The 13,528-nt window shown below is 46.9% G+C and carries 5 protein-coding genes; 1 reads left to right on the top strand and 4 read right to left on the bottom strand.

Annotation, left to right across the window (positions count from 1 at the left end; translation table 11 throughout):
* Positions 1 to 20: 20 nt before the first annotated feature.
* On the top strand, positions 21 to 782 hold the full coding sequence (locus tag SDE_RS19480; RefSeq protein ID WP_011470198.1) for a thioesterase II family protein: 762 nt from the start codon (positions 21 to 23) through the stop codon (positions 780 to 782).
* Between the two features lie 12 nt (positions 783 to 794).
* On the opposite strand, the gene SDE_RS19475 is transcribed toward SDE_RS19480, so the two are convergent.
* From SDE_RS19475 to SDE_RS19460, 4 genes are all read right to left on the bottom strand, one after another.
* Complete coding sequence (locus tag SDE_RS19475) at positions 795 to 2,036, bottom strand: tetracycline resistance MFS efflux pump (RefSeq protein ID WP_011470197.1); 1,242 nt, start codon at positions 2,034 to 2,036, stop codon at positions 795 to 797.
* Between the two features lie 121 nt (positions 2,037 to 2,157).
* Positions 2,158 to 3,918 (bottom strand): phytoene desaturase family protein, encoded by a 1,761-nt coding sequence (locus SDE_RS19470; RefSeq protein WP_011470196.1) that lies wholly within the window; start codon positions 3,916 to 3,918, stop codon positions 2,158 to 2,160.
* Positions 3,893 to 4,129: a hypothetical protein gene (locus SDE_RS19465; protein ID WP_041324925.1), complete on the bottom strand. Its 237-nt coding sequence runs from the start codon at positions 4,127 to 4,129 to the stop codon at positions 3,893 to 3,895. The genes SDE_RS19470 and SDE_RS19465 overlap by 26 nt, the downstream gene beginning before the upstream one ends.
* On the bottom strand, positions 4,119 to 13,454 hold the full coding sequence (locus SDE_RS19460; RefSeq protein ID WP_011470195.1) for a hybrid non-ribosomal peptide synthetase/type I polyketide synthase: 9,336 nt from the start codon (positions 13,452 to 13,454) through the stop codon (positions 4,119 to 4,121). The genes SDE_RS19465 and SDE_RS19460 overlap by 11 nt, the downstream gene beginning before the upstream one ends.
* Between the last annotated feature and the right edge of the window lie 74 nt (positions 13,455 to 13,528).

Raw genomic sequence — 13,528 nt, 5'->3', positions numbered from 1 at the left:
GGTTACTAGGGCTTAATACAATGAAAAAAACATCGCTAATATATATTCCATTGCAACGTTCACAGGCAACATATCGTTTGTTGTGTTTCCCTTATGCTGGGGGCAGCGCAGCTACTTATATGCAGTGGGCCGAGCAGCTAGATGCAGATATTGAACTGGCGGTTATTCAACTACCAGGTCGCGGAATTCGTCTTGTAGAAGCGGCTTATTCCACCATGGAAGAAATAGTAGACGCAATAACAAATGCGATGAACTTACTGCGAGATAAGCCATTTGTGTTTTTTGGTCACAGCATGGGGGCAAGGGTTGCCTATGAGGTGTGCTTGGCCTTGGAGCAGAAGAATAAGCCATTACCTGTACATTTTTTTGCTTCTGCTTGCGCAGCGCCCAATATAGAGCGCGAACTACCCCCTACTTATCATCTACCCAATAAAGTATTTTTGGATAAAATAGCTGCCCTTAATGGCAGCCCGCAAGCGGTGTTAGAAGACGAAGAGTTGATGGAGCTAATTCTACCTGCGCTGCGCGCCGATTTTAAAATTATCGAAACCTACTGTAATAAAAACAAACATACATTGCCGCTCGGCGTGAGTGTGCTTGTAGGCAGTAGCGAGAAATTTAAACCCGCAGCGTTAGAAAACTGGTTTGATTTATTTGAAAGTAATACCGGTATTCATACAGTTAAAGGTGACCACTTCTTTGTAGATAAAAACAAACAGCCTGTAATAGATTTTATAAACACCACCGTAACATGCCAGCTCGCAACAGCAGAGTCGGCATAAGTAAGCTGGGTGTTAATCTGAAGCGGGTGTTAAATTAGATGTGCTACTAGTGTCATTATTTGGTTTATTTAAAGGTTGGTTTACCGGTGATAAACGCACGCGAGATAAATACAGGGCGGTTAATAGTAATATTACCGCACCTAGCCAGTAGGGCGAACTTGCATGAAGATGATCGTAAACAAGTCCCGCCCATATTGGCCCAAAAACATAAGTAGCACTGTGTAATGCTGTATTTACGCCCATTAAGGCGCCTTGTTCTTTGGGGGTAACCATAGAGGACATTAGCGCACCTAAAATTGGAAATAAAAAGCCAGCGGCCATAGTGCGCAATGAAACAACCCCAAACAAAAGATTAAACGCCGGTGTGATAGATGTTATTGTTGCCATTATCGCTAAAGCGATTAAGCTAACAACAGCAACGCGTTGGTGGCCAAAGCGCTTAATAAGTGGCGGTAGTATTTTTTGTATTGCTACCAGAGAAAGGCCTGCGAAAGTAAGTAGCCCGCCAAGTTGTAGCGGTGTAGCTGAAAATTTTTCTACTAAGTATAGTGACTCTGTACTACTGAAACCGTTAAAAACAAAATTAAACAGTATTAGTACAACAAATATAGAGCCTAGCACCGGTTTGGAGAGCAGCTTAATAATAGTGGTAAAAGGGTTGATGTCTGCCAATTTTATTGGCGTGGAATTTCTGTTTTCGCGAGCCAAAGATTCTGGCAAATAAAAGTAACTTAATAGCGCAGCCAGTAAGCAGAGGGTCGCAGCCAAAAAGGCGGGCGCGGCGAGGCTTATTTCGCCAAACACTGCCCCCAATGCTGGCCCAGCCACCAATGCAACACCCCAGGCCATTCCAAACAACGTAAAATTTTTAGCCCTAGTTTCGGGTGTTGAAACATCTGCTATATAAGCGCCCGCGACAGATTGATTGCCCGCAGTAAACCCGTCTAATAGGCGTGAAATTAATAACACCCACAAAGCGCCACCCACACCAAACATAATGTAGCCAATACAAGAACCGAGCAAACTAATAATAAGCACTGGCCGCCGACCATAACTATCACCTAGCCTACCCATAAATGGTGCGGCAAAAAACTGCGCTGCCGAATACAGTGCGGTTAATACCGTAAGCATAATGGCATCGTTGCTATATTGCTGCACAATAAATGCCGCCACCGGCCACAGTAGGCTTACGCCCATTATGTCGAGGAGCAAAATAAAAAATATAATGCGCAGTGCCGTACGGGAACTTTCCATAATTACGAATCTCAGTAAGCGGTGTTTAAGTGCGGAGCGCTGCTCAACAGCATAAATACCTTGCTGTGCATAAGCGAAATATAGTGGCCACCTACAGTGGCCATGTGAATAGCAATTTGCGTTAAGCCGGTTCGGTTTCGTGCGATGCAACGGAATTTTCGCGGCTGCTCAATGGTGTTATTGGGGGTGTGATATTTTTAGACTGACGATTAAAAGGCGTTTTTTCGCGCAGCACTATATGGGTTGGCGCTACGGCTTTGGGGTCTACATAAGCGCTAAAAGCTTTGTTATCGTCTTTGCAGATAAATTGCATTACATGCCTACCCGCGGTAGCGGCACGTATCAAACCACCAGTAGTGGCCCACACACCCGAGAAATAAAAGTTCTGTAACCCCGGTAGGCCCGGGCCACTGCGTTTTACTTCTTCTTCCAGCGATTCACCGCTTTCTACAAAGGGTTGCCAGCCCAACACCGAGCCATCGTAGTTGCCTGTGTAGCGAACTTGAGTGAGGGGGGTGGCGATATCGCGTGTGGATATGGCATTGCGTAAGCCAGGGAACTTTTTTTCTAAAAAGTCGATAAGCAAATTGGCCACTTGTTTTTTTGCTAATTGATAAGCTCTGCCGCGTTTAACCGGCAGGGTGTGAATGTGCTCGCCTTTAAAATCGCGACTCACCTGTTCTTCACCTTCGGCTAGCTCGCGCCAGGGCGCTATATCGCAAAAATAACTTAGGTAAATAATACTGGTATTTCGCGGGCTTAGTTCGGGGTAGAGGGCGTTGCGAAATTGCACATTGATGCTTGCGTGGCGGATACCAATTAATTGCTCGGCCAGTTCCTCGGGTAGAATATAAGTGGTGCAATACTCACCTTCGGCAAAATGCTTTTCCAACCCTAGAAACAACGTGAAATAGCCGGGGAACACCAAATCGGGTTTGGTTATACATTCGGTATAGAGCTTGCGGTAGGTATCGTTAAGGTATTTACCCTTCAGCATACGCATAACGGTATTGTAACCGTCGCTGGCCGATACAATAATATCGGCAAACAATTTTTCGCCGTTGGATAAGCGCACACCTACAGCCGTGTTGTTCTCTACTAGAATTTCTTCTACCTTAGTATTGTAACTAACCTTGCCGCCAAGTTTGAGAAAGCGTGCCTCTATAGAGCGGGCCAGCCCAAGTGAGCCGTGCTCTGGCACACCTGCCGAATGCGTGGCATGGGAGGCGAGCTGAAAGTAGAAAGGCAGTACCGGAAAGTTAGGGTGCTTTTCATAAAGTATAAAATTAAACGCTTCTTGCAGTATTGGACTTTTAAAGTTTGCCGAATAGTCGGTCATTAAGGTCGATATTGTTTTGCGAATTAAATTAAAGTGTGGAATAAACGAGGCGAGCATGCGGGCCTTTTCGTGCCATTTCATTAACCCTACTGGTTTAAGAAAAGGGTAAACCTTTAAGCACTTAATAAACTGCCGCAAGCCTTTACAAAAGTTTTTTATAAGCTTTGTATCCTCTGGGGATATTTCGCACAAATGTTTTTCGAGTTTTTCGGGGTCGGAATAAAACCGCACCGAGTCACCGCTGGCGGTGGTAACAATATTAAATACTTCGGGGTGGCGAATTTGTTTGCCATCCAGCCCGCCAATTTCACGCCAAACGTCGTACATTTCGTTGCCCGGCCCGCTGCCAAGTAACCAGCTTACACACCAGTCAAAAGTGAACTTTCCTTTTTCCCACGAAGTACAACATCCTCCGGGTATCTCGTGCATTTCTAATAAGTGCGTTTTATAGCCATTCATTTGTGCGTAGCAACCGGTGGAAAGGCCACCTAAGCCCGCGCCTATAATTAGCATGGTTTCACGCTGTTTGTGTGCTGGCTGCATGGGGCACTCCTTGGTTGGCGGGCGTTGTTTCATCTTGATTGCTATTGTTTGTGTAGTGCTCGAGGCTTTGAGTGTTGCAATCGTTAATTTGCAGTAAGGAAGCGGTGATACACTTCGCTGCGTGAATACCTTTTGCCAACACCGTGGGGCTGCCGCTTTGCGCGGCAGCCTTAGGTGATGAATTTGATGAAGTGTTTACGTTAAGCAACATATTCTTCGCTCCCCTCTAGTACAGAGAGTGCAAGTTGTGCGTTTTTCTCTACGTATTGTTCATCTAGCATGTCGGCGTGCTTACCTGCGCCTTTCAATACAGTTACTTGTGTAGCACAGCCATGCCAGGAACCTTCCTCACCCGATGCGTAGAACACGAGCTTATCTTCATCAGAAATAACCGTAATAGCAGCGTTAACAGTGCCAATATTCGGTGTGCGACTAGAAAAGCCAATGTAGTCGCGCGCTTGCTCTAAAGTCTCAGTCGCTACTATTTCTGACCCCACGTGTTTGCGCAAATGTTCACTTAATTCTTTTTCAAACTCGGCGAGGTGTTGTTCTCCAAAATTAAACTCCTTGGCTGTTCGATAGGAATCCATAATTACCACGTTGGCAACAACGTGACCGCGCGCCTCTAGCAATTTAGCAATTTCGAAAGCGAGGTTGCCACCTAACGAGTAGCCAAACAAAGTGTAAGGCCCTAGGGGCTGCTGCTGTGTAATCAGGTTGGCATAGCGTTCTACTTTGTCATCACCGGTTAAATAGTTAAACGAGATAAGTGTGTGATCTTGCATTTGTTGTGCAAGATTACGATAAACCAAGCCGTGGCCACCGGCGGGCGGGAAGCAGAAGATTTTTCGCTCGCTAGCTGAATTGTGTTGATTAAACATTAAATAAGGTTGCGCACCACTTTCGCGGCCAATAATAATATTCTCTAGGGTTTTGGCCATGCCATACAGGGTAGATATTTTAAACAGCTGGCTTACCGAAAGCGCAATATTGAATTCTGTTTGTAGGTGATAAATAAGCTCGATAAGTTTTACCGAGCTGTCACCCACTTCGAAGAAGTCCTGTTGCAAGCCCACCTGCTCTAAACCCAATAACGCTTTCCAGTGTTCTGCCATACGTATTTCGTACAGGGTGACTGGTGGCTCAATAATTTCTTGCGACTTATCTATGCTGGGCTCTGGTAATGCTTTGAGGTCGACCTTGCCGTTAGGGCTAAGAGGTAGCTCATCAATAACCATAAACCGAGCAGGAATCATATAGGTGGGCAGAATACTACCTAAATGTTGACGCAGGTCTTTTATATCGAGTGAGTCTTTACGCGGTACACAATAAGCGCATAGTTGTGCCTCTTGGCGGGAGTCTTTGTGTAGTGTGATAACCGCTTGTGCAACATTGCTGTGGGTTTTTAATTGCGCTTCTATTTCGCCTACTTCAATGCGATGGCCGCGTACTTTTACTTGATTGTCTGCACGACCTAAAAGGTGCAGCGTACCGTAGGTATCCCATTGCGCTAAATCACCGGTGCGGTATAAGCGTGTTGCTCGGTTGTTTAACTCTAAGGTAACGAAGCGTTGTGCTGTTAGCTCTGGTGCAGCGAAATAACCGTTGGTAACCGCCTCGCCACCTATCCATAGCTCACCGGGTACGCCAATAGGAGTAGGCTGTTGATAGGCATCTAAAATATACACTTCGCAGTTACTAAAGGGCCGGCCGATCGGCACGACTTTACCGTTTTCGTATTTATCTAAATCGCCTTCGAAATAGGTACTATCGATAGTGGCTTCGCTTAACCCATAAGAGTTAACTACCCGATTATTGTTGCCTTTTTCTGTTTGGCACAGGGCGCGGAGTCTGCGCATTTCTTCTACTGTCCAAACATCTGAGCCAACTATTAATAATCTAATAAAATCCAAACGTTTGTTTTGGCTTTCGCAGTAATTCATTAACCCGCGCACCACTGCGGGTACGAATTCTACGCAGTCCACTTTTTCGTTGACGAAGGTTTCGTACAGGTTGGCAGTGTTGAATAGTACATCGCGCTCTATCAGCACCAACTTGCCACCAGAGCACAGGGCGCGCACTAGGTCGCCGGCAAATACATCGAACGAAAAACTAGCCATTTGGGCAAACACACTTACTTCGGTTTTAAGTTTGTAATGTTGTTCCCAGCCTTGGTAAATTGCTGCAAGGTTGCCATGCGTAACCTGTACTGCCTTGGGCTTACCGGTAGAGCCCGATGTGTAAATAACATAGGCTAGATCATCATGGCTTGCTGCGGCTAAGCGGCTTGTTTTGGTTATTGTTGAAAGTGATTTATCGGCTAATGTAAGCGCCTTGCCTTGCCATTCACTAAGTCGCGTTTGGGTGTGATTGTCCACTAAGGCTAAATTCACTTTGGCGTGGTTAAGCATGTAGCTGATACGATCAGCTGGGTAGTCGGGGTCGAGAGGTAAGTAAGCCGCGCCCGCTTTAAGTACACCTAACAAGGTCATTATTAGCTCTGGCGATTTAGGTAAGCACAGGGCCACGATAGAGCCCTTACCTATTCCCATATTTTGTAAGTTGTGCGCGAGGCGATTAGATTTAGCGGTAAGCTCTGCGTAAGTAGCTTTACGCGCTTTACCCATCTCATTGGGTAGTACTACGGCATCTTTTCCGCTAGCCGAATGGCCATCGATTAAATCAATAATGGTTTTATTTTCAGTAATTTTTTGCGTTTTACCGCTCCAAATATCTAACAAGTAGGTCTTCTCCGCATCGCTTAACATGTCTAATTTAGAAATAGGTTTGTCTGGGCATTCGAGCATGGCCGTTAATAAAGATTGATAGTGTTGGGTTAGGCGTTCCATTGTTTCTGGAAAAAACAAATCTGTGTTGTACTTGAATACACAGTGGAAGCGGCCGTCGGCCATATCTTCGTATACCGATAAGGTAAGATCGAACTGACCTTCCTCTTCCGGTAATTCGATATAGTCGAGTTTGTAGCCGTACTGTTCAGTAGATACCTTGTGGGCCAACAAAATAAACATGGCCTGAAATACCGCGGAGCGGCTGGGGTCGTGCTGCAAACCGAGTTTATCCACCAAATTTACAAACGGGTATTCTTGGTTGTCTAAGCCGTTTAGCACCGTTTGTTGCACTTGCTCTAACAATTTAATGGTGGAAGGCTCGCCACTTAAATCGGCGTGCAGGGGCAGCGGGTTTACAAAGTAGCCATACAGCTGGGCAAATTCTGGTTCTGTGCGACCTAGTACTGGGCTGCCTACAATAATATTCTCTTGGCCCGAGTAACGATTTAGCAGCGCATAGTAAGCAGAGATTAAGACCATAAATACGGTCATACCCTGTTGGTTAGCAAATTCTTGTACACGTGCGGTAAGGTGCTTATCTAAAGTAAAAAATTGCGATGCGCCGTTATTGGTTTGTACAGGTGGTCGCGGTTTATCTAAAGGTAAATTTAAAACAGGTATTTCTTCTGGCAAATGCGCTAACCAGTAGTCTTGCATACGCTGGGCCTCGGCGCTGGCCAAGAAGCGATTTTGCCAATTGCAAAAATCTAAATAACGCGCTTTTAGCGGTGGCAGTGTAATTGGGTCATTGCGACGTTTGCTTTCGTACAGGGCTAGCAATTCGTCGATAAACGTAAATGTAGATATCGCGTCGGAAATAATGTGGTGCACGGCTTTCATTATTACCCATTGATTGTCGCCGCGGCGATAGAGCCTAAAGCGCATAAGCGAGTCGTAAGCTAGGTCGTATGGCTTGCGGTAATCCTCAATGATCATGTTGTAGATGTCGTTCCACTCGCGGCCTTCAACATCTACCAGCGCGATATCTTCTAGCGGCTCTGGTGAAATAAACTGCAGGGCTTGGCCATTTTTTTGCGCGAAGTTGGCGCGCAGTAATGGGTGGCGGCGAATAAGCTCGCGCACGGCCTCAAACATAAGTTCGGGTTGTAGGTCTGTGCGCACCTCCACTGCACCGCCGATATTGTAGGCGTAGCCATCTGGGTTTAAGTGCTTAAGGAACCACAGCGCAGTTTGGTTTTGGCTTAAGGGGAACTCGTTTTCGTCGGTGTACTCAACCACTTTATTTTCGGTGGCTGTTGCTACAGTATCGTTGCTAATTTGTTCGAGTAAATTGGTGTTAATTTTATTAATTAATTCATTCACCACGGTGCCGGAAAGCAATGTAACTACAGGCAGTGCAACTTTCATATCGCGCTGTATACGTGCGCGCAGTTCGATGGCGAGTAAAGAATCTAAACCCAAATCGTTAAGGCTGCTTTCTGCCGTCACTAATTCCGTTTTTATTCGCAGTACATCAGACACAACATGAGTGAAGTGTTCACTTAACAAAGCAAAGCGTTGGCTTTCGTCGGCTTGTTTAAAGCGATCGATAAACGCGCCTTGATCCGTTTCACCTTGGGCTTCTTTTTGCTGAGCGGCTAAATCGACTATCAGCGGTGGTAAGGTGGGGTACCAAGCGGTAAACAACGGCCAATCGATAACGGTGTTTACCATGAGCTGCGCATGGTTTTGGCCCATTACACGCTCGAGAACATCCATACCGGCTTCGGGCGAAAGCGAGCTCATACCGCGGCTATTGCGGTAGTGGTCGATTAAACCTAACTCTTCAATCATGCCAGTTGCCCATGGGCCCCAGTCTATTGCCAAGCCTGGCAAGCCTTGTGCTCTGCGGTGGTGAGCCAGTACATCAAGGAATGCGTTACCGGCCGCGTAGTTGGTTTGACCGGCGGTGGTAAGTAAAGAGGCAACCGAAGCGAACATTACAAAATGGTCGAGCGGTTCTGCGGCCAAATGGCGATGTAATAAATAGCTGCCCAGTACTTTTGGGTTGTAAGCGGCGTTATAGGTTTCTGGTTGCATTTCGGCAATTAATGTATCGCGAACTTGGCCTGCTAAATGGAATACACCGCGAATAGGTGGGCGGCCTTGTTCTTTAAAGTCGGCTAACCAGCTGCTAATACTGTGCTCGTTGGTTACATCTACCGGTGCGAGTATTGCTTCAGCGCCATTGGCTTCAAGCTGTTGAATAAATTCTATGTGGCTGGCAATTGCACTGGTTGGGTCTACTTTGTGCCATTCTTTGCGAGGGGGAATTGCAGTGCGGCCCATTAATATAATGCGCCGTGCGCCGCGTTTAACTAACGTTTGGCAAACTAAACGCCCTAAAGCACCCAGTGCGCCGGTAACTAAATAACAGCCGTCTGTGCGCAAACGCAAAGGGAGTGGCCGCGAAAGGTTAGTGGCGGGTTGTAAGCGCGCGCAGAAGCGCTGGTTGTTACGCCACGCAACTTCGGCTTCATCTTGCGAAATTAATTCGTGGAGTAATTGATCGGCCTCAATGTGCGCAGTGTGCGTGTCTGAGTCTGCGTGGTGTTGATCGAGATCTACCAGTTTACCGCGGTTATCTACCAACTCTTGGAACCAAAGTACGCGGCCTGCGCCCCACGCTGCAGCAGGTAGGGGTTGTGGAATATCGGTAGTACTTACTGCTTGTGCAGAGCGCGTTGCCACAATTAAGCGCGCATTATTTTTAATAGCGCCAAGCGCTTTTGCTAGGGTAATTAGTGGGTAGGTATTATAGCTGTGGCTCGCATCCAACTGTTCGAGTTCGCAGCTTTCTAGTTGCGGTGCATCGAGTTGCCACAGGTACAAAATAGCTTCGCATTTAGTGTTAGCTTCTATAGAGCTAATTAATGTCTCTAAATCCGCTTGGTTGTTAGCTTGTACCGTTGCTTTGTTTAACTCTGGTTGAAAATTAAATTGTTCGCCTGCACTCACCACGCAGTAGGGTTGATTGCGCAGTTTAAATGTTTTCACTACCGCTGCTACAAGTGGGCTTTGTGCATCCCCAAAAACCAATGTGCAGCCTTCTGTTGTTGTGTCTTCTACAGCTTTAACGGGGGCTTCAATCCAATTGACTTCAGTCAGCCAACTATCAATGGTAGCCAAACCCACTTGGCTGGAAACGGTTTCCACGTTGGCGGCGCGGAAGCCTTGTATTACACCTAGCGGTTTTTTGTGATCATCGTAAATAGTTATGTTACCAATCACTTCATCCGCGGTGCGCTGAGTGATTTGAGCGTGCGCCCAAATGGGTTGGCTGCCAACGTTTTGTGTGCGTATTTCTTTAATGGTAAGGGGTAAGCGAATACCTGTTTGCTCGCCTTGTTGTTGCGCTAAAGGTATTTCGGTTGTGAGTAACACTTGGAAGCAGGCGTCCATGAGTGCTGGGTGAAAATGATGGTTGTTGGCATTTTCGCCAAGTAGTTCTGATGGCACTATCCGCGCTAACGCTTCGTTTTCGCCTATCCATACATTTTCTATGGGTTGAAAAGCTGGGCCGTAGTGATAGCCCATACTTGTTAGTGAGGCGTAACATTTTTCGGTGTTAAGTGCGCTGCTGCTGCGCGCTTGAATAGCTTTTAGGTCTAACGTGTTTAATGTGCGTTGCGTTTGGCTGGTGCGCAAACAACCAGAGGCGTGAATAACGGGGTCTTGTTCTCCGTTGGGCATGGTAGTCACGGTGAAGCGGGCTGAGTCTGCATCGAAATTAAATTGCACCGCTTTGGTATCTGCTTCTGGTAAGTAAAGGGCTTTTAGCAAGTTGATGTCGGCAATAACCGCTGCAGTATCGCCGGTTAAATCTTTCATTGCTTGCGCTGCCATTTCAACATACCCAGCCGCTGGGAATAGCACGTTGCCTTGAATGCGGTGATCGCTAAGGTAAGGTTGTTGTTCTATATCTAGCAATGTTTCCCATGCGGGGGATGCGCTGGCGAGACGTCGGCCTAAAAGCGGGTGCGCGCTGTGCCCTAACCGCACTTGCGCTACCGATTTTGACTCTACCCAGTAGCGGTCTTTTTTCCAGGGGTAGGTGGGTAGCGTGGTAATAACGCCGCCGCCGTATTGGGGTTGCCAATTTATTTTCAAACCCAAGTTGTGCAGCATGGCCAGCGACTGCATAAAGCGTGCGGGCTCGTCTTCTAAGCGGCGAATAGAGGGAACAATGTTACCGGTAATTTGCCGTGCAGCTAAACATTCTAATACCGAGTGAGTTAATACTGGGTGCGGGCCAATTTCTAAAAATAAACTAAAGCCGTCTTTGGCAATATTGTCGATCGCATCTTTAAAGCGCACGCTATAGCGTACGTTGTCCCACCAGTAGGCGGCATCCAATTCTGGGCCTTCTGCTTTGGCGTTTCTTCCTGTTAGGTAAAGGGGTAGCTTTGTTTGTTTGGGCCGAATGGTGGCTAGCTCTTTAAACAGTTCGTCCTTTATTACATCCATTTTAGCGCTGTGATAGGGCACGTTTACGGCTAAAAATTTACAAAATACTTCTGCTTGTTTAAGGCTTTGCTCTACTTCTTGCAGTGCATCTACATCGCCTGCTAATGTCATTGCGGTTGGGCTGTTTATAGCGGCAATAGAAACTTTGTTGCCATAAGCCTTGATGCGAGCGAGTGCATCTTGTTCGGTTAAGCTTACTGCCAGCATGCCGCCGGTATTATTTAATTTATGCTGTAACCTACTGCGGTGAATAATAACGGCTACCGCATCTTCTAAGCTGTATACACCTGCTTCGTAAAATGCTGCTGCCTCACCCGCACTGTGGCCGACAATTGCATCGGGCTCTATGCCTTGAGCGCGCCACATTGCCGCCAGTGCAATTTGCAATGCAAAGTTTGCAGGTTGTGCGAGCCAAGTGTCGGCCATGTTGGATTCGTCTTCACTTTTGTTTAATTCTTCTATTAACGACCAATCTGCATGTTTGCGCATTTCTTTATCGCAGGCTTCAATCACTTTTCTGTATACCGGTTCCTGTTCAAATAGCTGTTTACCCATACCCCACCATTGCGGCCCCATACCGGTGAACACCCACACTAATTTTTTATCACTAGTATCTAATACCGTGCCAGCAACAATGTTGGGGTTGGCCTCGTTGGCAATAAAGTTGTCCATATGCTGGAGCAATTCATCTTTATTTTTATAAACAAATGCGAGGCTGTGTTCTAACTGCTGACGCTTATGGCTGAGGGTAAAACCGGCATCGTGTAAAAAGCGTGGGTTTTCTTGGTTGCTAATTATTGCATCGCGCATATTGGCAACCATGGTGGGGAAGTCTGCAGGGTCGCGAGCGGTAAGTGGCAATATGGCGTAATTGGGGTTGGCACGCTTTGACGGAAAAGCCTGCGCAGGTGCTTCTTCTAAAATAACATGGGCATTGGTGCCGCCGAAACCAAAGGAGTTAACACCAGCGCGGGCAGGGCCTTTGTGTTCTGGCCAAGGAGTGGCCACGCGCGGTATTTCAAAAGGTTGTTCATCTATATTCAAAGCGGGGTTTACGGTTTTTAAATTTATATGAGGTGGAATAATTTTGTGTTTGAGGGCCATGGTGGTTTTTATTAACCCTGCCACGCCGGCAGCGGCTTCGGTATGGCCTATGTTTGCTTTTACAGAGCTGATGTAGCACTTGGCCCCAGACTCGCGCCCTTCTTCTAATATTTTACCCAGCGCATTGGCTTCGATTGGGTCGCCCACTGGGGTAGAAGTGCCGTGCGCTTCTATATATTGCAATTCACCAGGGTTTACATCCGCCTGTTTGCACACTTTGCGAATCAAGCTTGCTTGCGCTTCACCACTGGGAACGGTAATACCTTTTGTGCGGCCATCTTGGTTAACACCGCTAGCCAAAATGACGGAGTGAATAGGGTCGCCATCGCGCAGTGCATCGTCTAAGCGTTTAAGCGCTACAACGCCAACGCCTTCGGAACGCACATAACCATTGGCATCTGCGTCGTAGGTGCGCGATAAACCTTCGGGCGAAAGGAAGCCACCTTTCGATTCGGTTATCGTATATTGGGGTGTCATATGTAGCAGCACGCCGCCCGCCAACGCCATGCTACTTTCGCCGCTAGCTAAGCTTTGGCAAGCAAGGTGCACGGATACTAACGAAGAGCTACAAGCGGTATCGACAGACATACTCGGCCCATTAAAATCAAAACAGTACGAAATACGGTTAGATAAAATGGTCATCATCGTGCCGGTGGCGGTGTGCGCGGCGAGGCCTTTAAAACTTAGGTCGGCAAACTGTACAATTTTGTAATCTAGAGTGAAGCCACCAATAAATACACCTACGTTTTTACCTGCAAGCGAGTGCGGCAATTGGCCCGCATCTTCGAGCGCTTCCCACGAAACTTCTAACAGCTTTCTTTGCTGAGGGTCCATGTATTCTGCTTCGCGTGGGCCAATGCCAAAAAAAGCGGGATCAAATTCGTCAAAGCCATCTATGTAACCACCGCGTCCACCGGTTAATTTTCCTGGTTTGGCTTTGTCTTTACTGTATAGGCTCTCGGCGTTGTAGCGATTTGCAGGCGTATCCACTAAGCAATCTTTACCCTCTAAAATTTTTTGCCAAAACTCCGTGTAATTATTTGCCCCACCTGGAAAGCGGCAACCTATACCTATAACTGCAATCTTTTCGCTTGAGCTCTTGTTTGAATCTTTCATGTCAATATTCCTTAACTAAATAATTAATAGGCGTAACGATGCCGCGCATTTCTGCGTGACCAATGTGTTGGTTA

The sequence above is a fragment of the Saccharophagus degradans 2-40 genome, assembly GCF_000013665.1.
Classification (GTDB): domain Bacteria; phylum Pseudomonadota; class Gammaproteobacteria; order Pseudomonadales; family Cellvibrionaceae; genus Saccharophagus; species Saccharophagus degradans.
This window is presented reverse-complemented; position numbering and strand designations above follow the sequence as displayed.

What these genes read in the sequence shown, in the direction of transcription:
- SDE_RS19480 (WP_011470198.1), top strand. Translation starts at nt 21, where the DNA reads ATGAAAAAAACATCGCTAATATATATTCCATTGCAACGTTCACAGGCA.
- SDE_RS19475 (WP_011470197.1), bottom strand. Translation starts at nt 2,036, where the DNA reads ATGGAAAGTTCCCGTACGGCACTGCGCATTATATTTTTTATTTTGCTC.
- SDE_RS19470 (WP_011470196.1), bottom strand. Translation starts at nt 3,918, where the DNA reads ATGCAGCCAGCACACAAACAGCGTGAAACCATGCTAATTATAGGCGCG.
- SDE_RS19465 (WP_041324925.1), bottom strand. Translation starts at nt 4,129, where the DNA reads ATGTTGCTTAACGTAAACACTTCATCAAATTCATCACCTAAGGCTGCC.
- SDE_RS19460 (WP_011470195.1), bottom strand. Translation starts at nt 13,454, where the DNA reads ATGAAAGATTCAAACAAGAGCTCAAGCGAAAAGATTGCAGTTATAGGT.